Source organism: Stenotrophomonas sp. KH_036_B (assembly GCF_057839485.1).
On sequence record NZ_CM174491.1, the window covers coordinates 4,338,092 to 4,360,560 of the forward strand.

Consider the following 22,469-nt stretch of genomic DNA (forward strand, 5'->3'; position numbering starts at 1 on the left):
TCAGCGTGCCGGGTCGCGGTAGCGGACGGGGTCCGGCCGGAAAAGGTCTTCGTCAAACTTGAAGCGCAGGCGCAGGAACACGCCCTGCTGGGTGTACTCGTAGCCATTGAGGTCGCGGTCGCCGGTGAAGCCGGTCCAGTTGTAACCGGCGGACAACCACAGGTTCTGGCGCAGCAGGCGGCCGACCTCCATGCCGTAGGCATACTGGTTTGCACCGGCCTGCCCGCGGAAGGTGGACCCGAGCACGCCGATGTCCCAGTTCTCGGTGATGTCGTACACCACACGGCCGGAGAACAGCATCGCGCGGAAGCGGCTGTCGACGCGCGCGCCATCGCGGTACGCGAACTGGTCCTGCTGCCACTTGCCCGCCACCCGTCCGGTGAACCACCACGGCCGCGACGGGTGCCAGTCGGCATGCGCGGACACGATGTGGGCGCGCGTGCGCACGTCCTGGCTGCTGCCATCCACGGTGCTGCCGTCGGACAGGGTCAAGCCACTTTCATCGCGCTCCAGCTTGTACTCGTAGCGGGCCAGCGCATTGATCCGGTTGCGGTCGGTGTCGCGGTACGCCACGCCCAGCTGGAAGCGGTCCTGCAGCACGTCGCCGCGTGCGTCGTAGCGGGTGCTGAGCAGGTAGTTGCGGGCCAGCAGGGTCCAGTCACGGCTGAGCTTTCGCGCCAGCATGAACTGCAGCAGCGTGGTGTTGAACGCCTCGTTGGTGTCGGTGTCCGGCACGTCCTCGGAGATGCGGTGCTCGGCGCGGATCGCGCCCCGCCACAGCGGGTTGGCCGCGTAGTCGAGCGCCAGCGCCAGGCCGGTGCTGTCGCCGGTGCTGCCATCGATCACCTTGACGTGCTCGGCCGAGCTGGACAGGCGCAGCCCTTCGCGGATATCCCAGTTGTTGCGGATGCCCGAGGCGGCCTGCACGTCGCGGCCACTGATCGCATCGCGCAGGCGGTACTCGCTGAAGGTCTGGGTGTCGCGCAGGTAGCTGCTGTCGATACCGAACACCAGCGCATCGGCCTCGCGGTCGGTGGTGGTGATGCCGTACGCGCTGGTCAGGCCGGTCTGCTTCTCGTAGCGGCCGTACAGGCGGCTGCGTTCGAACACCTGGTAGTCCAGGCCCGCGGCCAGGCGCCGGCGGTCCTCGCCACTGACGCTGTGCTCGATCTCCGCGCCACTGCTGAGCCGGTCGCTCAGGCGGTAGCCCAGGCCGAAGCGGGCGCTGTCCGATTCCAGCTCGGTGCCCACCGGCAGGTCGCTGGTGATCGGGCTGCCGGTGCTGCTGCCGTTGATCACCATCAACCCGGTGGCCGGATCCAGCGCCTGCTGGCCATAGCCGAGCGCGCCACCACCGGCACCGGTGGCGAAGCCGCCGGTCAGCCCGCCGGCATTGCCGAACGGTACGCCGGACGACCACGGCGAGGTGATGCCGATGGTCTCGCGGATGCTGCGTACGCCCAGGTCCACGGTCAGCCGCTCGGTGGCGTCGATCCGCACGCCGGCGCCGCCGGCATCACGCTTGCCACCGTCGGGATTGCGGTCCTCGCTGCGCAGCCCTTCCACGTACAGCTCAAGACGCGGGCCGAGCTGGTAGGCGACACGGGCGTTGTACTCGCCACGGCCGCCATACAGCGGCGCGGCCGGATTGTTGAAGGCCGGGTCGGTGCGGGCGGCGAACAGGCGCGCTTCCAGCTTCTCCGTCTGGTGGGCGAATTCCACCCGCCAGGCATTGCCCTCCACCTCGCCGGTGACGTCTTTCAGCCCCTGCGAGGTGATCTGGTTGATGCTGTTGGTGTTGACCTCACTCTGGGTGCGCGCGAACTCGGCCACCAGCAGGGTGTTGTCGCCGAACCGATAGCTGGCGTTGGCGCTGCCCATGCGGAACGCCGCATACGGGTTGCGGTCGTCGACCGCGGCCGCACCCACTTCCATGCGGTCGGTCAGTTTGACCTGCGCGTCGGCACCGACCACCCAGAACTTCTCGGTGTCCTGGTCCAGTTCGTAGGTGATGCGCAGCGAGACGGGATTGAGGTCGCTGTCGAAGGCCGGCAGGAACTGGTTGAGCAGGATGCGCCCGGAGAACGGTTCGAAGCTGTAATCCACCAGCCGCGCCAGCGGCCGCACCGAGACGATGCGGGTGGGCTGGTTGCGGTCACGCACGATCACCTCGACCCGCTCACTGCCTTCCAGCACCGCATTGTTGCGCAGCGCATACGGGCCACTGCCCTGGCTGCGGAACTCTTCGATCACCTGGCGCAGGGAATCCTCGATGGCGAACACGTTGCTGCGCACGCGCGTGCTTTCGAAATGCCAGCCCAGGCCGGTGGCGGTGCGGTTGTAGGTGCCCAGGCTGCGCTGCGGAATCGGGCCGCTGCCGCCGATGCCGGTGGCGGTCGCCAGTCCGTCGCCGGTCTGGAAATCGCCATACAGCAGGTAGCTGCGCCTGTTGTCGATGCGCACGTACAGGCGCTCGGCCGAGCGCGCGTCAAACCCGCGCAGCGACGAATCGCCGTAGACCGGGTAGAACTCCTCCGGCTGGATGTCACGCAGCAGGCGGCCGCGGGTGTCCTTGTCCGAATCGTAGGCGGCGGTCAGCAGGGTCTCGCCCTTGATCCGTCCCTTGACGAAGAACGCGGTACGGGCGGCGGCGTTGGCCTTGCCGTTGTTGAACTGGCGTTCCCAGCGGCGGATGTCGCGATCGAAGGCGTCATTGCTCTCCACCGGCGACACCAGCCCGCCGTTGCCGTTGCGACGGAAATTCACCACGCCTTCGATCAGGCCGGTGGCGATCATCTCGCGCATTTCGGGGACGAAGCCGATGCTGCCCTGTGCGGTCTCGGCACCGGCGGTGATGCGCAGCAGCACATCCTGCGGCTCGTGCGGTGCGATCAGGTCGAATTCGGCCAGGCCGTCGACGACCTGCAGCTGCACGCCCGGGGTGACCTTGTCGGCGTCCAGCGCGCCCGGGCCGAGCTCATCGGTGCGCGAGCCCGGCAGGCGGATACGCCCACCGCTGTTTTCAATCGTGGCGTAGGTGGTTCCGGTCAGCGGCAGGCCGCTGGGATCGAGCAGCTGCACGCGCACGTGCACCGGGCTCTGGCCGTCGGCGGGTACGCCGTCGCGGTCCAGTTCCACCACGATGCGGTCCAGCGTGCCCGCCGCCGTGGTCGTGCGCAGCGCAGCCGGCGCCGCGTCCGTGCTGGCCGGGCTGCGCGGGTACAGCGTGCTGGCTTCACCCAGGACCGGGGTGAAGCGGCCCGGGGTTCCCACGCTCTGGGCCATCGCCGGCAAGGTGGCCAGTGCGCAGGCCAGCAGGCTCAGGCGGGGCAGCCGGCGCAATACGGGGGCGCGGCTCATGGCGTGCCCTCCGTGGTGGCGCCGGCGGCGGGCGGGTTGGCTCTGGGGTGCACGATCGGTCTCTGGTTGGCCGTATCGGTCGCCTGCTGCGGCGCCCGTGCGGGTTTGCTTTCGAAGCGCAGCGACGCCTGCCCCGGTTCTGTTTCCGGCGCGCGCACCTCACCCTGGGTGCGGCGGGCCTTGACCTGCTCCAGCACCGGGTTGGAACAGCTGCCCTCGATGAAGTCGGCGCGGTGCAGCTCGCCGTTCTTCAGGTCCAGGAACAGGCTGTCGGCGTCGCCCAGGTTGCGGTTGCTGCTGGTGGTCAGGTGCGCGCCGACCGGCAGCGTGCTGGCATCCACCTTCAGCGTGTGGCTCTGCGGCGGCAGGCCGCAGTGGCTGTACTTGCCTTCCGAATCGCTGATCACCCAGGTGCCGTCGGAGAAGTACAGGCGCACGCCCGGGATGCCGAGCTCTTCGCGGTCCTGCAGGTGGTTGTTGTTGCAGTCCATGAACACCTTGCCGAGCACGCAGGCCTGGTCGGTGAACACGCCGCCGGTGACGCGGACGCGATACTCGGCCCGGTTGGATGCCAGCGCACCGGCCAGCGGCGCGATGGCGACCGGGTCGATGCAGCCCCCGCTGATCGAACAGCCGAAGGCCTGCGCGCGGTTGATGCCATCGCCCTGCTGCGCACCCACGCCCACCCGGACGCGGTAGGTCAGCACGACCTGGCCACCGACGCTGATCGGTCCCAGCGCGAAGCCCAGCAGCGGGCCGGGCTTGCCGGCTGGATCGGGCACCGCGCGGCCATCGGCACGGGCGGTACCGTCGATGTAGGTGAAGCCACGCGGCAGGCGGTCGATCACGTTCAACGCACCCAGCGCGCTACCGGCGGTCTGGCGCACGGTGATGGTGTACTGCACGGTGTCGCCGATCTCGGCGGTCTGGCGGTCACCGGTCTTGGTGATCGCAAGACCCGTGGCCACCGCCGTATCGAGCGGCAGATGGTTGTGCACGATCGCCGCCGTGGTCGAACCGGCGAACAGGGTCAGGTAGTACTGCGTGGCCGCACCCACCGCACCGGTCGGTGCCTGGGTGTTGGCCTGCACGACGTGGTTGGCACCGGCGCCGCCGGCCGGCGACAGGGTGTCGGCCTGCGGCGGAATCATCGTCGAGACGAACGTGTAGCCGCCCGGCGGGGTCACCGTGAGCTGGAATTCGCAGCGGGCCGGTGCGGTCGGTGCGAAGGCGAACTGATAGAAGCCTTCGCTGCCGACCGTCATGGCAATGCGGTTGCCGTCGATCCGGTAACCGCCACTGGCGGCGTTGAGCACTGCGGTGCGCGGGTCGTAGCCGGTGCACAGGCCGACCGGGGCCAGCGTGACGATCGAGCCCGGTACCGGGTCGCGGGTGGTGGCGTCATACACCACGCCCGACGGGTCCACCGGCAGGCTCTGCTGCGGCAGGTGTTCACCGGCGCGCAGCACCACTTCCAGCTGGCTGGTGCCGTTGTCGGTGGTGCGGCAGGCGCTGACGCCGCCGCGCGCGATCGCCGCGTCGGCGTCGCAGGCTTCCTGCACGCCGCCGGCGGTTTCACGGGTGACCGGGAACGGCCACAGCACGTTCGAGCGCGGGTCGCGGAAGCGGATGTTCCACTTCACGCCGGGCACCACATCGCCGACGCGGTAGCTGCCGTCCGCTGCGGTCACGGTGCTCTTCACCACCAGGCCGGTGGCCGGATCAACCAGTTCGACGATCCAGGCCGACAGGCGGCTGTCACCACCGTCCAGCAACTGGTCGTCGCTGCCCACGTCGAACCACACGGTGCCGCCGACCGACGCGGCCAGCTGCACGGTGTTGGGCACGCGGCAGGCGTTGTGGAGGATGCTGTCCACGCACGCTGGCAGGTCGCCCACCTCGCCGTCGAACGCGGCGCGCTCAGCGGCGGTCGGGGCACGGAAGGCGTTCTCGCCGCCCCCTTCAACCAGCACGGCGTTGTTCACCGTACCGGCCTCGGCCGCAGCCGCACCGACGCGCGCCTGCACGGCGATGGTGTCCGGCGAGACCGCACCGGCCGCCAGCACGCGCTGGCTGGTGCAGCTGAAACGGGTTGCGCCGGGCTCGCCGGTGCAGGTCCAACCGGTACCCACCGGCGTGCTCTCCAGGCTCAGGCCCACCGGCAGGCGGTCGTGCACCACGTAGTCGCCCCGCGATACCTGCTGGCCGCCATTCCGCACCTGGATGGTGTAGGCGGCGACGTTGTTCACGGTGAAGCGGGGAGTGGTCGAGGACTTGCTGACCATCAGGTCGGGCGAGTCGCCGATCTCGCCGAAGTTGTTCTCCAGCGAATCGGCACCGAGCGGCAGCACGATCTGGCTGATCGTCGACGGCACGCTGGCACGGTCGCTGGCGACGCCCACCGTGGCACCGCCCACCGTGCCCGCCGTGGTGGTGCCGTTGAGCGTCTGCGGCGGCTGGGTCGGCTCGGTCACGGTGTAGGTGCCCGGGCGCAGGCCGTCGAAGCGGTAGCGGCCGTCGGCATCGGTGTTCAGCGTCGCCGACACCGGCTGGCCGAGATCGTCGGTGCCGGTGAGCACGACGCTGACGCCGGCAATGCCACCTTCGCTGCTGTCGACGCTGCCGTTGTCATTGCTGTCGTTGTAGACACGGCCGGCGATGCTCGCGGTCGGAATCTCGCCGAAGTTGTTGTTGATCGACTGCTGGTTGACACCCAGCACCACCGCGCTGATCTGCGACGGCGTGGTGCCCGGCGCGGTGACGGTGCCACCGGTGCTGCCGGCCACGGTGCGACCATCGCGGGTACCGGTGGGCTGGTCCGGCTCGGCCACCCCATAGGTGCCCGGCGGCAGCTCGGCGAAGCTGTAGCTGCCGTCGGCATCGGTCACGGTGTCGCGGGTGATCGGGTTGCCGGCCAGGTCGGTGCCGACCAAAGTGATGCGCACATTGGCCAGGCCGGTTTCACCCGGGTCGATCACGCCGTCGTTGTTGCGGTCGGTCCAGACCTTGCCACTGATGCCGCTGTTGAGCGGAATTTCGCCGAACAGGTTGTCCACCGACGCGCTGCCCGGCGTGGTCAGGTCGATCGTGCTGATCCGGCTGGGTACCGTGGTGACCGGCGTGGCGGTCCCACGCGGGGTACCGCCGACCGTGCCGGCGGTGGTGATGCCGTTGCTGGTGCCGGCCGGCTGCTGCGGCTCGGTCAGGGTGTAGGTGCCCGGGCGCAGGCCATCGAAGGCGAAGCGGCCATCGGCATCGGTCTGCACGCTCACGTTGACGCTGGCGCCGGTGTCGTCGGTGCCGGTGACCTGCAGGGTCACCGCCTCGATACCGGTCTCGGCCGCACCGCTGCGGATGCCGTCGTTGTCGACGTCGAAGAACACCGTGCCGGAGATCGCCACCGGCAGGATCTCGCCGAAGTTGTGTTCGATCCCGTTCCTGCCGGCCGGCAGCGCGATCGCGGTGATCGCGCTGGGCACGCTGGCCACCGCCGTGGCCACACCCGCGGCCACGCCGTCGACGCTGCCCGCGCGGGTGATGCCGTTGAGGGTCGGCGCGCCGTTGAACAGCGGCTGCGTCGCCTGTTCGGTCACGCTGTACGTGCCCGCCGGCAGGTGTTCGACGCGGTAGCGGCCGTCGGCATCGGTCACCGCCGTGGTCACGGCGTTGCCCAGCACGTCGACGGTGCCCGCCGGCAGCTGCAGCTGCACGCCGGCCAGCCCGGGTTCGCCGGCGTCCTGCACGCCGTTGTTGTTGCGGTCCAGATAGACGGTGCCCGACAGCGACGCCGCCAGCTCACCGAAATCATTGCCGCTGGAACCCGCCGCCGGCAGGTTGGTCACGTTGATGACGTTGCCCGGCTGCTCGCGGCCCTCGCCCAGGCCGGTCGGCTGGGTTTCGGTGATGCGGTAGTCCTGGCCGGCGATCGCGCCCGGGTAGCTGTACTGGCCGTCGGCGTTGGTGACCAGGCTGACCGTGGTGTCGTCGGTGGTGCCGAACACGCCGTCGGCACCGGCACCCACGATGGTCACCTGCACGCCCGGAATGCCGATGTCGCCGGCGTTGTTGTCGCCGTCGTCGTTGCGGTCCAGGTACACGGTGCCGCTGATCGGCGCATTGGCCAGTTCGCCGAACAGGTAGCCGGTGGCGTCCTGGCCGGCGGTGATGGCGATGGCGGAGATCACATTGGGCACCGCCGTGCTGCCCGGCGTGGCGGCATTGCCCGCCGTGTGCCTGCCGTCCAGATAACCGGCCGGCTGGGTCTCGGTCAGGGTGTAGTCGGTGCCGGCCTGCGGCGGCAGCAGGTCGCTGAAGCGATAGCTGCCGGTGGCATCGGTGGTGGTGGTCAGCGTGACCGGATTGCCGAGCAGGTCGGTACCCGACAGGGTCAGGGTGACGTTGGCGATCGGGTTCTCGCCGGCATCGCGGCGGCCGTTGTTGTTGTTGGCCGCGACGTTGGAGAAGTCCTCGTAGACCAGCCCGCTGATCGAGCCGAGCGTCTCACCGAAGTCGTTGCCGGCCGAACCGGTCAACGGCAGCGCGTTGAGCGTGATGACGTTGGACGCGTTCTCGGCCGCGTTGGCATAGCCCTGCGGCTGGGTTTCGGTGATGCGGTAGTTCTGCCCGACGACCAGGGCGTCGAAGTCATAGCGCCCCTGCGCGTCGGTCTGCACCACCACCGCTGGCAGATCGTCGGCATTGCCGAACACGCCGTCGGGGCCAGCGCCGATGAGGGTCACCGTGACCCCCTGCAGGCCGCCATTGGGCTGCGAATGGCGCGTGCCGGCATCGCCGGCATCGAAGTCGCCATTGCCGTTGCGGTCCAGGTAGACATGCCCGGAGATCGCGGTGATCGCGTCTTCGCCGAAGTTGAAGACGGTGCCGTCTTCGCCGCGCGACAGGTCGATGCTGCTGATCCGGTCGGTGGTGGCGGCGTCACCGGACGCGCCGGTGGCCACGGTGCAGCCCACGCAGGCGCCGGCGCCGACCAGGCCCGGGTTGATCGCGCTCGGGCGGTTGCGGTAGCTGCCGGTCGGCAGCACTTCGCGCAGCGTGTAGACCTGCAGCGGGTCCAGGCTGTTGAAGGTGTAGCTGCCATCGCTGCCGGTGATGGTGCTGGCCAGCACGGTGCCGGCGGCATCGAGCAGTTCCACGGTGGCGTTGGCGATCGGCGCATCACCCGCGTTGCGGGTGTTGCTGTAGTTGCTGTCCACGTAGACGAAGCCGGACAAGGCCGGGCGACGCACTTCGGGGAAGTTGTAGCGCACTGCGTCCACGCCCGCGCCCAGCGCGATGGCGGTGTAGACCGAATTGGCGGTCGCGGCCGGATCGACCACCGCGAACGTGCCACCCGCCGACGGCGCCTGGCCGCCGCTGGTGGGCGGTGCCACCGGGCCGTTGACGTAGGCGGCCGGCTGCACCTGGGTCACGGTGTAGCCACCTGCGCCCGCGGGGGCAAGGTTGTCGAAGCGGTAGGCGCCGCTGGCGTCGGTCGTGGTCGTGAGCGCCACCGCGTTGCCATAGGCGTCCTGGCCGCCGAGGCGGACTTCGACGCCGGAAATGGTGGGCTCGGCGGTCTGCACCGTGCCGCCGTTGCCGGCGCTGCGGTCGCGGTCCTGGAACACCACGCCGGCGAGCGAGGAACGCACCACGGTGTGGGTGCTGGTGCCTTCGTCATTGCCGGGAGTCGGGTCGAGCTGGTCACTGGTGGCGCGGGCGGTATTGCTGCCGGCGCCGTTGGTCGGCAGCGTGGTCCAGCGCGCGGGAACCAGCACGCGTGTGCGGCCGTCCAGCGCCAGGTCGCCCATGCGGCAGGTGACGGTGCGGCCATTCAATTCGCAGTTGCCCGTGCCATTGGCCTGCACCCCGGCGTCGGCGGTGTTGCCCACCTTCTGCCAGGTGATGGCTTCGGCGCCGCCGATGACCTCCAGTTCGGCCGGCAGGGTGTCGGTGACCACCACGCCATCGCCGCGCAACGGGTTGTTGCCGGTGCGGTCGCGCGACAGGCTGTGGCCAGGACCGTTGTTGAGCACGTCCAGCACGTACCAGAACGGCTGGCGCAGGCTGACCGTGGCGGCGGCGGCCGGCAGCGGCTGGGTCGGGTTGGCGTTCGGAGCCAGCACCACGCTGGACTTGGTCATCGCCAGGTCCGAGCGGGTACGGATGCTGGTTTCCTGCACGGCAGTGTTGTTGCTGCTGTCGCGTTCGGTTTCGGCCGAGCGCGCGGTGACCGAGTTGAGCAGCGTCGCGCCGGTAGCCGGCGGCGAGGCGAGGTACTGGTAGACCAGGTACAGGTAGCTGGTCTGGCCGGCGCCGATCACGCCCTGTTCGGTGGTGGCCACGCCGATGCTGGGCAGGCTGCACGACAGGGTCTGCGGTGCGGTACTCGGGTTGGTGCTGCCGGGCGCCACGGTGCAGCGGTCGCCCGGTGCTTCCAGCGCTCCCTGCGGGGTGGTCGCGGTGCCGGTGCGGCTGCCGACGAAGGCGACATTGGCGCCACTGGCCGGGGTGATGGTGTCTTCGATCAGCGTCCGCGTCGCCAGCGACGGACCGTCGTTCCGCACGCTCACCTGGTAGGTGATGTAGTTGTTGGCTTCCTGGCCCACGCGCGAATCGAAGCCGAGCGGGTCCACGGCGCCCACGAAGTTCTGGTCGATCTTGTTGACGATCAGGTCCACTTCACCGGCGGTGAAGTCGAGCACGGCCGAACGGCTGTCATCGTCGGTACGGCTGTTGTAGTTGTAGGTGCGGCCGTTGCCGTCGGTCCCGCTGGCCGGGTCCTGGGTGCCGTTGCCATCGAGGTCGAAGTAGAACGTGCCGACGTTGGTGAACTGACGCCCGGTGTTGCCACTGTTGACGTTCGGGCGGATCACCACCGTCATCGTCTGGGTCGAATTGTTCGCCATGTCCAGCGGTGCGCAGGTCAGCCGCAGCGTGGCCGGCGCGCCGCCGTTGTTGAACCACGAGGTGCCACCGGGCGCGGCGGCCGAACCGATGGCCGGGTCGCTGCTGGTCACCGTACAGGCGCTGGTGCCGGTGCCGGTCCGCACGGCCGAGACCAGCACGAAGCCGGCGTCATTGGCCGGCAGGGTGAAGGTGTCGGTGAAGACCACGCCACGGGCCACCGACGGGCCGCGGTTCTGGTAGGTGATGCGGTAGGTGGTGTTGACGCCGGCACGACCGGGGCTGCCCGACGTGATGTCCTTGGCGGTGGTGGCCACGTTGGCGACCGGGTCGATCTGCACCCAGTCCGAGGCGCCGTTGTTGGTGGCGTCGGCTTCGCCGATCGAACCGCTCACGGTCGGATCGACGCTCACCCCGGCGGTGTTGCAGAAGCGGCCGGCCGGCATCGCCACGCCGCCGCAGGTGATTGCGCCCTGCAACTGGCTGTCGAACAGACCACGGTTCACCGTGAAGCCGATCGTGACCGTGGCGTTGGCCGCCAGCGCGGTCGTGTTGGAACGGCACACCCAGGTACTGCCGGTGAGCCCGCAGCTCCAACCAGCCGGGGTGCTGGTCGGGGTCACGGTGGTGGAGCCGGTGACGAAGCCGGGAATCGGATCGTTGACCACCACGCCGGTGGTGGACGCGCCGCTGTTGGTGACCTGCAGCGTGTAGCTCACCCCGCCGTCGGTGTCGCGAATGATGTTGTCGGCGTCGCCGGCGGCATTGGTGCGCTTGGTGATCGACAGATCGGCGCGGGCGTCGGTGGCGCGGCTCTGCGCACCGGTGCAGTCATTGCCGGTGTTCGGGTCCAGGTTGATGCCGCCGGCCGTGGTCGGTTCGGCCGAACCACCGCTGCCGCCGGTGCACGCGGTGTTGGACAGCGTGCCCTGCAGGCGCGCCAGCGTGTACAGCGTGAGCGCCGCCGAGTTGCCGTTGACGGCCACCGGGTAGCCGCCGGTCTGCGTGCAGGTGACCACCTGCGCCGGCGCCCCGCTCCAGGCGCGGTCCACGCTGCAGCTGAAGCCGCCCACGGTGACCGGCGTGCCGGGCGCATACGGCTGGCCGCTGACATCCACCCACTCTTCGCCGGGGGCCAGCGTGTCCACCAGCTGCAGGTTGCCGGTGACGGTGCGCGGGCCCAGGTTCTGCGCGCGCAGCGAACTGGCCATCACGCTGTCAGTGCGCAGGCCGGTGTTGTTCCACACCGGGACCAGGGCCGGTGTCTTGGTCTTGGTCATGCGCAGGTCTGCGCCGTCGGGGATGACGGTGAGGCCGACGCTGCCGGTGTTGTTGGCCGATACCGGGTCCGGCGTATCGGCGCTGATCTGCGCGGTGTTGCTGACCGTGCCGCTGCTGTTGGTGCCGGTGGAAGGCACCTGCGCCTGGATGGCGATCTGCGCCTGCGCGCCCGGTGCGAAGCTCGCAGCGGTGCAGGTGACCACGGTGCGTTCGGCGTTGTTGCTGCACGACCAGCCACTGGGACCGGTCACACCGTTGACGATGAAGCCTTCCGGCAATGGGTCGCGAAGCACCACATTGGTGGAAGCACTCGGCCCGTCGTTGCGCGCGGTCAGCGTATAGGTGACCACCGAACCAGCGGCTGCCGGCGCCGGCGACACCGACTTGGACACCAGCAGGTCCGCACCGGCGGTGACCGCGGTGGTGACCTGCGCGGCGTTGTTGTCCGGCACCGCATCGGCCACCGTGCCCGCGTTGACCACGGCGGAGTTGACGATGTTGCCGGTGCCGACATTGACCTTGCCACGGAACGAATAGCTGGTGGTCGCGCCGACCGCCAGGGTGCCGTTGTAGGTACCGTTCTGCTGGGCGAAGGCCCAGTCCGCACCGCTGGGCACGCCCACCAGGGCCACGTTCGGCGGCAGCGTGTCGACCACGTTGAAGCCGGTGGCCACGCTCGGGCCGTTGTTGCGCACGGTGAGGGTATAGGTGATTTCACCGCCGCCGATCACCGGGTTCGGGGTCGCGCTCTTGCTGAGCTCCAGGTCGGCCGCGGCCTGGATGGTGGTGTTCTGGCTGGTGCGGTTGTTGGCAACGTTGGTGTCGCTGCCGAAGAACGGATCGTTGGTCTGCAGCGCGCTGATCGGCGTGGTCGCCGGCGGCAGCGCAGTGGCGAAGCCGATCGCCGCACGGACGGTGATGGTGGCCGGCTGCGAGGCGGTGGTGGTGACCGGCAGCTTGAACTCGTAAGGGGCCGTCGCGGCATTCAGCACCGGGTTGGTGCAGACCACGCGGGTGGTGCCGCTGGCGCCTGCCGAGGCGCTGCACCCGGCCGGTGCGGTGCCGGCGAGCGCGGTGCCGGCGGGCAGGTCGAACAGGGTCACGGTACCGCTGGCGTTGTCGTTGGCGCCGTTCTCGACCTTGACGTTGTAGATCACGGTCGTGCCCGCCGGTACCGGGTCGTAGCCGGTATCGGAGAAGTCGGTGATCTGCAGGTCCACCGCCAGTGCGGGCAGCGGCAGCGCCATCAGCAGCGCCACCACGGCGCGCCGGAGCCGCAGCGGCCACCACGGCGCCAACGTGCGCTCGAACGGCGTTGCCGCCGCGCAGATGGCTGCGCGATCGCTATGGATGGACATGCGTTTTCCCCTGTTCCGGTCGTTGCGGCGTTCACGGGGAACGCGGCACGATGCGCTCCCAACGCAATCGAACCGGACGTTCCCTGTCAGATGACTCCCGAACGGCGGGCGACAGGCGTCGCCGGCGGTACCGGGCGGGGCGAATTGTGATGTTGCCGTGAAAGCAAGTCAGTGCCGGCGGCTCACGCACGCTCACACTCGCTCACACCACCAGGCAGGCTGCCGGATCAGCCGGTCAGCAGGTAGCCCTGCCCGCGCAGCGCGCGGATCGGCAGCTCCACCCCGGTGGCACTGCGCACGCGCGCGCGCAGGCGGTGCACCAGCACATCCAGCCGGTGCGGATCGAAATCCCACGGGGTATCGGTGACCTGCGCGATCAGCTGGTCACGGGTGACCGCCACGCCCGCCGCAGCGAACAGCTGCTGCAGCACCCCGCGCTCCATCGCGGTGAGGGCCAGGCGGGCACCGGAAGGCGCGTGCAATGTCCAGCCGTCGGTGGACATCTCCCATCGCGATGGCGGCGCGGCGGCAACGGCGGGCTCGCCGCGTGCGCCCGGCAGGCGCCGGCGCAGGCTGTGCAGGCCGGCGGCCAGCACGTCCAGGTCCGGCGGCTTGATCAGGTACAGGTCGGCGCCCTGGGTGAGCCCCATCGCCATGTCACGTGCATCGCCACGCCCGGTCAGCATCACGATGCCGATGTCGGCCGACGCACGCAGGTGGCTGGCCACCGCATAGCCGTCCTCGCCGGGAAGGCCGACATCGAGCACCACGATGTCGCAGCGGTCGCTCAACAGCGCGCGGTAGAGGGCCTCGGCACTGCCCAGCCCACGCACGGTCGCACCTCGCCACGCAAGGTCGTCCAGCAGCAGCGCCAGCAGCTCCGGATCGTCTTCGACCACCCAGACATGCAGTCCCGCAAGCTCCCCCGCGCGGGCCATCGGCGCGGGGCCGTGACCGTTGTCGTTTCCTGCTGTCACGTGGCGTGTCGCATCCCTCGAACCAGCCTGCAGTCTAGCCGCAGGTCGGAGGCGAGCCAAATACGACACTGCAGTGCCCTGTCCCCAAGGGCGCCAGCCACCGATGCGTTGCGGTGCCAGGAACCACGACGGATCCGACTCTTGCTGGCCATCGCCTTTGCAGTCAGCGTCGGGTCTCGCCCAGCGTCGAAAGTGACCATGAACCCCGTCGACTCCCCGTCTTCTTCCACCATCCCGGCCGGACGACCCGTTCCGGATATCCCACCGCCTGCTACCGCACCGATCGTATCGATCAGCAACCGTGCCTCTGCAGGGGTGGAGCCAACCCCGGGCATCCCATCAGCAACGGCGCTGCCCGGGGCATCGGTGCCGTGGCGAGCGGCCGGGTCTACGCAGCATTGGCCGCTGTCGATGCTCGAGGAGCTCTGTCCTGGCCTGGTAGGCGAAGTGCGCCGGGAAGTGGCGCTGTACCCCCGGCTTTACGCACCGGCACAACGCGAGCAGTTCGTCGAGCGGTTGGTCAACCGGATCCAGGCGGAGGTGGACAGGCTGCCAGCGCAGCAAAGCGCGCCCGGACCGCAGCAGCTCAATGTCCGTCTGTTCGTCAGTGCCGTCCGCGAAACCGGCCGCAACGCGCTGTATGTCGCGGCCTGGGAAGCGGGTACGCCGCCGCCGCCCGGCCCACCCTGCGAGCCCCTGCCACCCCACCAGTGGGACCCCCGCGATCCGCTGTCCACCCAGCAGGACGATCCCATGCTGCGGCACGCCCAGATCCTGTTCCGCATCCACATCCGCTGACGAGCGCGGCTTATTCCGCCGGAACGCCCATTTCCTTGAGCAGTGCCGGCGCCGGATAGACCTTGGCCAGCAGCCAGCGCAGGTAGCGCATGTCCACGTGCACGGCGCGCTTGAAGCGGGGGTCGAACCACCAGCTGGCGCTGACCGATTCCCAGTTGCTGTCGAAGTTGAGCCCGATCAGCTCGCCGCGTGCGTTGAGCACCGGCGAGCCGGAGTTGCCGCCGGTGGTGTCCAGGTTGGTCAGGAAGTTGACTGTCTGGGTCTTCAGCACCGGGTCGGCGGTGCTGCCGAAATCGCCCTTGGCGATGGCCGCCAGCAACGGCTTGGGCGCATCGAACGGGAAGGCATTGGTGTTCTTCTCGACGATGCCGGCCACGGTGGTCACCGGGTCGAAGTGCACCGCGTCGCGTGGCGACAAGGCTTCGACCTTGCCATAGCTGATGCGCAGGGTGCGGTTGGCGTCCGGGTACACCGCGCGGCCCTGCTTCGCACGCCAGGCAAACAGCGCCTGCATGTAAGCCGGGCGCAGGCGCAGCTGTTCGCCCTCGCGGTCCTTGCGCTGGTCGTCCAGGCGCAGCTGTGCGGCCACCAGCGGGCCGGCCAGATCGATCAGCGGATCGCGCGCCAGCGGCTTGCCCTCTTTCGCCGCCGCGAAGCGCGACAGCCGTTCGGACTCCTCGCCCAGGCGGGTGCCGGCGTACAGCGTGTCCAGCGCCTTGGCCAGCGCGGCCGGCGTGCGACCGAAGGCCGCGTCGAACTCCGGCAGGCGCTGCGCATCGGGCAGCTGCTGGTAGCGGGTGAGCAGGTTGGTCAGCAGGGCCTTCTCGACGTCCGGCGCATAGCGGCGCTGCACCTGCTTGAGGGTACCTTCGATCAGGGCCTGGTCACGCTGCTGGTAGCCGCTCTCGCGCTCGGCGTCGGGCTTGGCCGACTCGATGCGCAGGCGTTCCAGCATCAGCGCCGAACGCAGCAGCTGACTCTGGGTGGCGGCCTGCTCCAGCACGAAGTCGCGCTCGCCCATCGCCGCACCCTGCGAGAGCGAACCGAACAGCGCCTGGATGTCGGGCTGGTAGGCCGCATCGGTGGCCTTCAGCATGTCGGCCTCGTCGGCGCCGCGCTGGGTCTTGGCATCGCTGCGCAGCAGGCCTTCCAGTTCACCGGCGGCACGCTTGCGGTTGTTCTTCAGCGACTGCAGCTGCGCCGCATAGCGGGTGCGCGCCTGTGCATCCTTGGCGGTGGCGGCTTCGATGGTATCGATCATCTGCTGGAAGACCGCCACGCGGCGCGGCAGCACCGCATCGATCTGGCCGCCGAACTCGGCGCCGGTGCGGTGACGGTAGGTGATGCCCGGGTAGCCGGCCAACATGGCGTAGTCACCCGCCTTGGGACCGTCGATGGCCATTTTCAGGTGCGCCGGCGGATGGTAGGGCACGTTGTCCGGGCTGTAGGCCGCCGGCTTGCCGTCCTTGCCCACGTACGCGCGCAGCAGGGTGAAGTCACCGGTATGGCGCGGCCACATGAAGTTGTCGATCTCGTCGCCGTAATTGCCGATCGCACGCGGCGGCGCGTAGACCAGGCGCACATCGCTCAGTTCGAGCTGGCGGATGCGGTAGAAATCCGTGCCGTAGTACATGTCGGCCACGCTGCAGCGCACGTTGCCTTCCTGCTCGCACTCGGCCACCAGCCGCTTGCTGGCCCGGTCCACCGCATCGAAGTAGGCGCGCCCGGTCTTGCCGCGCGCATCGCGCAGGACCTCGTCGGTGACCTTGTCAAAGCCGGTGGTGACCAGCACCCGGAAATCCGGGTTGGACGGGCGCTCGTCGGCGCGGCCTTCGGCGATGAACCCGCCGTCGATCAGGTTGTGCTCGGCCGTGCTGTTGTACTGGATGACGCCCATCGCAACGTGGTGGTTGGTCAACAGCAGGCCATCGGCCGACACGAACGACCCGGTGCCGCCGCCGGCCCGCACCACCGCACTCAACGGGGGCGCGGTGACATTGGCCAGGTCGGCGGGGTTGCCCTTGAAACCGGCCGCCTTGAGCGGCTTGGCCAGGTCCGGCAACTGGGTCGGCATCCACATGCCTTCATCGGCATGGGCGCCGGTGGCGAGGGTGAGGCCGAGCGCCAGGGCGGCGACGAGGGGGGTGCGTGCGGGCATGGGTGCATCCAGTACGGCGGAACAAGCCGGCACCTTAGCTACTGGGGGGCTGTGGGGCAACGCCCGATGGTCAGGGGTCGCCAGCGCTGGCTAGAATTGCGGCTTGGCAAAGGGGATGGCAGATGATCGTAGGGATTGATCTTGGCACCACGCATTCATTGATCGGCGTGCACCGGGCCCAGGGAGGGGAACTGTTCCCCAATGCGCATGGCGACCTGTTGACGCCGTCGGTGATCAGCCTGGACGGCGACACCGTGCTGGTCGGCAAGCCGGCGCAGGACCGCCTGGTGAGTCACCCCCAGCAGACCGTAGCGCACTTCAAACGCTGGATGGGCAGCGACCGTGAGGTGCGCCTGGGCGGCCGCGCGTTCCGCGCCGAAGAGCTTTCCGCACTCGTGCTGCGCTCGCTGCTGGCAGACGCGGAAGCGGCGCTGGGCCAGAAGATCGAGGAGGCGGTGATCAGCGTGCCGGCGTACTTCTCCGATGCACAGCGCAAGGCCACCCGCGCCGCCGGCGAACTGGCCGGGATCCGCGTGGAGCGCCTGATCAACGAGCCCACTGCCGCAGCGCTGGCCTATGGCCTGCAGCAGCGCGACCAGGAAGGTCGGGTACTGGTGCTGGACCTGGGCGGCGGCACCTTCGACGTGTCGATCCTGGAGCTGTTCGAGGGCGTCATCGAAGTACACGCCAGCGCCGGTGACAATTTCCTCGGCGGTGAGGATTTCCTGGAGGTGCTGGTCGAAGCGTTCCATGCCGACCAGGCGCTGGACCGCAACGCGTTGGCACCGGCCGAACAAGCCCAGCTACTGCGTCGGCTGGAACAGTTCAAGCGCGAGCTGAGCCAGCAGGGCAGCTGCCAGCTGCAACTGGCGCTGGCCGGCCGGGAGTTCGCCTGGCAGCTGGATGAATCCCGCTACGCGCAGCTCTGCGAGCCTCTGCTGCAGCGCATGCGCGCGCCGATCGAACGCGCCATCCGCGACGCCCGGCTGAAGCCCGAGGCACTGGATGACATTGTGCTGGTCGGCGGTGCCGTGCGCATGCCGATGATCAGCCGACTGGTCACGCGCATGTTCGGGCGGTTGCCGCTGCGCCATATCCATCCCGACCAGGCCATCGCGCTGGGTGCAACGGTGGCCGCCGGGTTGAAGAGCCGCGACCAGACGCTTGAAGAGATTGTACTGACGGACGTGTGCCCCTACACACTGGGCACGCAGGTGTCGCGGCGGGGACCCGATGGCAGCGAGCGTGCCGGCTACTTCCACCCCATCATCCAGCGCAACAGCGTGGTGCCGGTCAGCCGCGAGGATCGGTTTTTCCCGGTGCGCGATGACCAGCGCGAAGTGGTCATCGATGTCTTCCAGGGCGAAAGTCCCACGGTGGACAAGAACATCAAGCTGGGCGAGCTGCGCATCCCGCTCGGCCCCGGCAAGGCCGCTGACAAAGGCTTGACCACGCGCTTCACCTACGACGTGAACGGGCTGCTGCAGGTCGAGGTCATCCAGGATGCCACCGGCGCCCGCCATGAGCTGATTCTGGAGCAGAATCCGGGGCTGCTGTCGCCGGCAGACATCCAGTCGCGCCTGCAGGCGCTGCAGGGGCTGAAGATCCACCCGCGTGATGTACAACAGAACGTGGCCATGCTGGCACGCGCCGAGCGCCTGTACGAAGAATTCATCGACCAGCGTGAGCTGGTGCAGCACTGGCTGCAGCAGTTCCGCCATGTGCTGGAAAGCCAGGACCTGGACCGCATTGAAAAGCACCGCAGTGAGCTCTCGGCGGCGATGGATGCACTGGAACAGGACGCGTGAGCTGGGGCCATGCCGCGCTCGAACTGGAGCCGGATGCGGACGAACGCGCGATCAAGCGCGCGTACGCCAGGCGCTTGCGCAGCACCCGTCCGGACGAAGATCCTGCCGCGTTCCAGCAGCTCCACGAGGCCTACCAGGCAGCGCTGGCATGGGCGCAGTACCGTGCGCAGTGGGACGATGAGGGCGATGAGGACGATGAACATATCGGCGGCGAAGACAGCGCCGAGGATGCCATCCATTTCGTACCCGAGCAGGTAGAGACGCAGCATGATCCGGTGCTGGAGGTGGACAGCGGCATGGCGTCGCCGAGCCTGCCTCCGCCGCGGCCGGCGACGCCGCTCACCGAAACGGTCGAGCCGCCGCTGGACGTGGCCACATTCGCGCACCGGGTGGTCGCCGCAGCGGCGGAAGGGCCACCGGTGGAGTTCGAGCGCTGGCTGCACCTGCGGCCAGAGCTCTGGTCACTGCGTGACAAGCCGCGGGTGGGCGACACCGTTCTGGAGCTGCTCCTGAATCTCGACGCGCCGATACGCATGGAAAACTTCGATGCGTTGAGCCGGTGCTTCAGTTGGGATGAGATCGGTAGCGGGCTGGACCCGCATGTCGCCAATGAATGCCGCCAGCGGCTGCATCGGTACTGGGTCGTGCAGCCGGCCAACACGGCCTGGCTGGCCTACTTCCTGCATCGTCCGGACGCCCCTGTCACCGCAGCGCAGGCACAGGTTCGACTGGCATGGCTGACACGGCCGTGGCATCGATTGCGCAGCCTGTTGACGGCATCCGTACCGGGGCGCGTGCCTGTCATGCGCCGCATGCTGACGCAGTTGGGCATAGCGGAGGTGGGTCAGGCCCCGCCGCCGCTGCAGCCTGCCCAGGTGGGTTTCTGGCTGGAACTCACCCGCCGCGATCAGATCAACGCAACCAAGGTGCAGGTGGCTGCGCTGCGCAGCCTGTTCTGCGCGCTGATCTGGCTGATGGTTGTCTGCGGGATATACGTGTTCATCCCGTCCACGCGGCCGGCGGTGGGTCCGCACCACATGATCAACACCGCTTTCGGTGGCGCGTTGACGATTCTGGTGGGCGGCGTGTTGGTCCTGCCGCTGCGGCGGCTGATGGACTGGCAGTCTGCCCCCGAAGCGCCGCAGCAGCGCGCGAAGTACCTTCGTCTGCTGCTCATTCCTGCGCTGGCGATCATCTCACTGGTGATCATCCATGGCTTCGATCAACGCGTGGCCGGTACCCTGCTGGCCCTCCCTATCCTGCTGCTCGCGCTGGTGCGCTGGTGGCGGCGCGGGAACTACGAGCTGCAGTTCAACGGCTGGCTGCTGCTGGCCATGTGGCCGGTCCTGAAGCTGGGTGGCCTGGCCATCATGATCGGGGAGATCTCGCTAGCCATCGCACTGGCGCTGTGGGCCATTGATGCGGTGAAGCAGGTAGGGCGGAGATAGGCGCATGAGCTGGGGACTGGAATGGCTGGAACTGGAGCCGGATGCGGACGAACGCGCGATCAAGCGCGCATATGCCAAGCGCCTGCGCGGCACCCGCCCGGACGAGGATCCGGCCGGATTCCAGCAATTGCACGAGGCCTATCAGGCCGCGCTGGCCTGGGCGCAGTACCGCGCGCAGTGGGATGCTGAGGAAAACGCTGGCGACGGCGACGGCGACAAGGCGCATGCGCTTGCGAATACCGACGCCCCGCCGATACTTCAGGAACCGCTGGCACCGCTGCACGTCGCCCCCGCGTCCCTGCAGATGCCGCAGGAGCGGCCGGCGATGGACATGCCGCCAGCGGATCGTGCCCCGTTGCCGGACCCCGCGCCGGATGTTGAACAGATCGCACGTGAGGTAGTCGACAAGGCGGCCGGGACGCTGCCCGACGTCTTGTCGCAGTGGCTTCAAGACCACCCGTCGCTGTGGTCGCTGAGTGAGAAGCCGCGCATCGGTGAGGCCGTGCTGCATCGCCTGGCCTGGACCAACTCGCCGGTGCATGAAGACAGTTTTGATGCGCTCAGTGCCTGCTTCGGCTGGAACGAGCTCGGCAGCGACGTTGACCCACTCGAAATGGACGAATGTCGGTCACGACTGCACGGGCTGTGGCGGTACCACCATGAGGAAGCCGCCGACCCAACGGTCTTCCGCGAACCCGTCCAGCGATACATTGAGCCGACCGAAGACGATCCAAACCTGGCACGATTGCGCCGGCCGTGGAATCGGCTGCGTGCGCTGTTGTCCGCGTCGCTTCCTGGCCGTGCGCACGACATGGGCGAATTCATCGCCCGGCTACGTGTGAAGGAGCGCAATCCCCCGTTGCAACCACGCCAGATAGCGTTCTGGCAGGCGCTGTGCCGCAGCAACGAAGTGAACGGGCCGAAGATGCAGCTGGCGCTGTTCCGGAGCGTCGTGCTGGCCGTTGGATTTTCCGGATTCATGCTGATGCTGGGGCTGGCCGATGGTGCGGCCGGCGGCCATCGCGGCTATTGGAGCTACAACGGACCCGCACTGGCGGGCGGCATCACCCTGTTGCTGTGCGGGACCGTGCTGATGCCCCTCTGGGGGTTCGTGCTGTGGCAAGTGAGCAGCGAGCATCCGCGCAGGCGTGCCTGGATCGTTCGGCTGCTTGCCATTCCCCTGCTGGCACTGGTCGCGTGGTGGGTCCTGCAGACGGCGGAAGCGCGGCCGGTCGGCGTGGTGCTCGCGTGGCTACTTGCGGCCCTGGCACTCGTGCGCTTGTTGGCACGCGGGAGGTTCCAGAATGCATTCCGCCCGTGGATGTTCGGGCTGTTCTTCTTCGCCGCGCCAATGTTCAGGTACATCATTGACGTGATGGCGGTAGGCGAAATCGCGGTGGGCACCTCGCTGCTGCTGTGGGTGGTGGATGCAGCGGGCCAGGTGCCGCAGGCCTACGCGCGCAGACAGCGGTAACGCCGGCCGGTGGGCCGGCGTAGTGCCAATCGTTGCAATGCCATCACCGGATGCGTGCGCAGGGTCGGCGGTGGTGCTCTTCCGCGTCCTGCGGCCGCACCACGTGTGCATCCATGCACGTCGTCGATTGGGATGCGACCCTACCAGCGGACGCGGTCGGAGCCCTGGGCGGCGTGGTACCACCCCGGCCGGCAGGCCACACGCACCACCGGCGTGAGCGTACGCAGCAGCAGGCAGCCGGGCGCGATCTGCACGCTCAGGCGTGTACCTGCTTCGATGCCCGCCGTGGTCATCCACATGCCGCGCAGGTGCAGCGACGGTATCAATAGTTCGTCAGGTGGCGGCGCACGGTCGTGCTCGCGCAGTGCGCCGGTCAACACGGTGCGGGGCGTGCGCCAGTGGTAGATGACACGCGACTGGGTGTCAGCGGATGGATCGCTTTCATGGTCGTGCATGGTAGGCCTCTCCTGGATGTCTCCCTCGCCGGAATGGCGAGGGAGTCGGGAGGCTAAAAGCCGTTGCAAGAAACGGTGCGACGTATTTCCACGAGGGTGTTGTATTTCGCCACCCTCCCGACGCATTACATCAAGCTTGCAGTGTTGCTGAGCTTTTAGACTCAGGGCCTACCATGCGTACGCGGAGACCATAGCGGAAATTGGTTGTATCTGTTGAGGCGCGCAGCTTGGATGGCATCGCCTACCACCTTGTCGGGAATGAACTGCATGTACCTGCAAGTCATTGCGCACCAAGCAGATCGCGGAATGTGATGCGCTGCGCAGCGCGCTCCGTAGCGACACCAGAAAACGATCTGCTGCATATTTTTCGATGCCGTTTTCGGCATGCACCGCGCGGATGCCTGTGCACGGTCGTAGCCTACCGCGGAACGTGCACCCGCCCTGCGCCG

At 68.5% G+C, this 22,469-nt stretch carries 9 protein-coding genes; 4 read left to right on the forward strand and 5 right to left on the reverse strand.

What is annotated here, in order from left to right:
* The 3 genes from AC3ITN_RS19235 to AC3ITN_RS19245 all read right to left on the reverse strand — a co-directional run bounded on the left by AC3ITN_RS19235 (nucleotide 1) and on the right by AC3ITN_RS19245 (nucleotide 13,879).
* Nucleotides 1-3,360 carry a hypothetical protein gene (locus tag AC3ITN_RS19235; protein WP_489391561.1) on the reverse strand — a complete coding sequence of 1,120 codons (3,360 nt, stop codon included), beginning with the start codon at nucleotides 3,358-3,360 and terminating at the stop codon, nucleotides 1-3.
* On the reverse strand, nucleotides 3,357-12,902 hold the full coding sequence (locus AC3ITN_RS19240) for an SdrD B-like domain-containing protein (protein WP_489391562.1): 9,546 nt from the start codon (nucleotides 12,900-12,902) through the stop codon (nucleotides 3,357-3,359). Before AC3ITN_RS19240 ends, AC3ITN_RS19235 begins: the two co-directional genes overlap by 4 nt.
* Nucleotides 12,903-13,129: 227 nt before the next feature.
* Nucleotides 13,130-13,879, reverse strand: a complete 750-nt coding sequence (locus AC3ITN_RS19245; RefSeq protein WP_489391563.1) for a response regulator transcription factor — start codon at nucleotides 13,877-13,879, stop codon at nucleotides 13,130-13,132.
* 141 nt (nucleotides 13,880-14,020) lie between these two features.
* Here AC3ITN_RS19245 and AC3ITN_RS19250 point away from each other — a divergent pair, with 141 nt between their 5' ends.
* Nucleotides 14,021-14,677 (forward strand): hypothetical protein, encoded by a 657-nt coding sequence (locus AC3ITN_RS19250; RefSeq protein WP_489391564.1) that lies wholly within the window; start codon nucleotides 14,021-14,023, stop codon nucleotides 14,675-14,677.
* A gap of 10 nt (nucleotides 14,678-14,687) precedes the next feature.
* Here AC3ITN_RS19250 and AC3ITN_RS19255 read toward each other — a convergent pair whose 3' ends face one another.
* On the reverse strand, nucleotides 14,688-16,835 hold the full coding sequence (locus AC3ITN_RS19255; RefSeq protein WP_489391565.1) for a S46 family peptidase: 2,148 nt from the start codon (nucleotides 16,833-16,835) through the stop codon (nucleotides 14,688-14,690).
* A gap of 122 nt (nucleotides 16,836-16,957) precedes the next feature.
* Here AC3ITN_RS19255 and AC3ITN_RS19260 point away from each other — a divergent pair, with 122 nt between their 5' ends.
* Genes AC3ITN_RS19260 through AC3ITN_RS19270 form a run of 3 tightly spaced genes read left to right on the forward strand, consistent with a single transcriptional unit; the run spans nucleotide 16,958 to nucleotide 21,565 of the window.
* Nucleotides 16,958-18,643, forward strand: a complete 1,686-nt coding sequence (locus tag AC3ITN_RS19260; protein ID WP_489391566.1) for an Hsp70 family protein — start codon at nucleotides 16,958-16,960, stop codon at nucleotides 18,641-18,643.
* Nucleotides 18,640-20,091, forward strand: a complete 1,452-nt coding sequence (locus tag AC3ITN_RS19265; protein ID WP_489391567.1) for a heat-shock protein — start codon at nucleotides 18,640-18,642, stop codon at nucleotides 20,089-20,091. Before AC3ITN_RS19260 ends, AC3ITN_RS19265 begins: the two co-directional genes overlap by 4 nt.
* A 4-nt stretch (nucleotides 20,092-20,095) precedes the next feature.
* The gene (locus tag AC3ITN_RS19270) at nucleotides 20,096-21,565 is read left to right on the forward strand and encodes a J domain-containing protein (protein WP_489391568.1); all 1,470 of its coding nucleotides are present in this window, start codon (nucleotides 20,096-20,098) and stop codon (nucleotides 21,563-21,565) included.
* 140 nt (nucleotides 21,566-21,705) lie between these two features.
* On the opposite strand, the gene AC3ITN_RS19275 is transcribed toward AC3ITN_RS19270, so the two are convergent.
* Nucleotides 21,706-22,020 (reverse strand): SymE family type I addiction module toxin, encoded by a 315-nt coding sequence (locus AC3ITN_RS19275; protein WP_489391569.1) that lies wholly within the window; start codon nucleotides 22,018-22,020, stop codon nucleotides 21,706-21,708.
* Nucleotides 22,021-22,469: the final 449 nt, after the last annotated feature.

Coding starts and splice junctions, on each gene's coding strand:
- AC3ITN_RS19275 (WP_489391569.1), bottom strand. CDS start 22,020: ATGCACGACCATGAAAGCGATCCATCCGCTGACACCCAGTCGCGTGTC.
- AC3ITN_RS19240 (WP_489391562.1), bottom strand. CDS start 12,902: ATGTCCATCCATAGCGATCGCGCAGCCATCTGCGCGGCGGCAACGCCG.
- AC3ITN_RS19260 (WP_489391566.1), top strand. CDS start 16,958: ATGATCGTAGGGATTGATCTTGGCACCACGCATTCATTGATCGGCGTG.
- AC3ITN_RS19255 (WP_489391565.1), bottom strand. CDS start 16,835: ATGCCCGCACGCACCCCCCTCGTCGCCGCCCTGGCGCTCGGCCTCACC.
- AC3ITN_RS19270 (WP_489391568.1), top strand. CDS start 20,096: ATGAGCTGGGGACTGGAATGGCTGGAACTGGAGCCGGATGCGGACGAA.
- AC3ITN_RS19235 (WP_489391561.1), bottom strand. CDS start 3,360: ATGAGCCGCGCCCCCGTATTGCGCCGGCTGCCCCGCCTGAGCCTGCTG.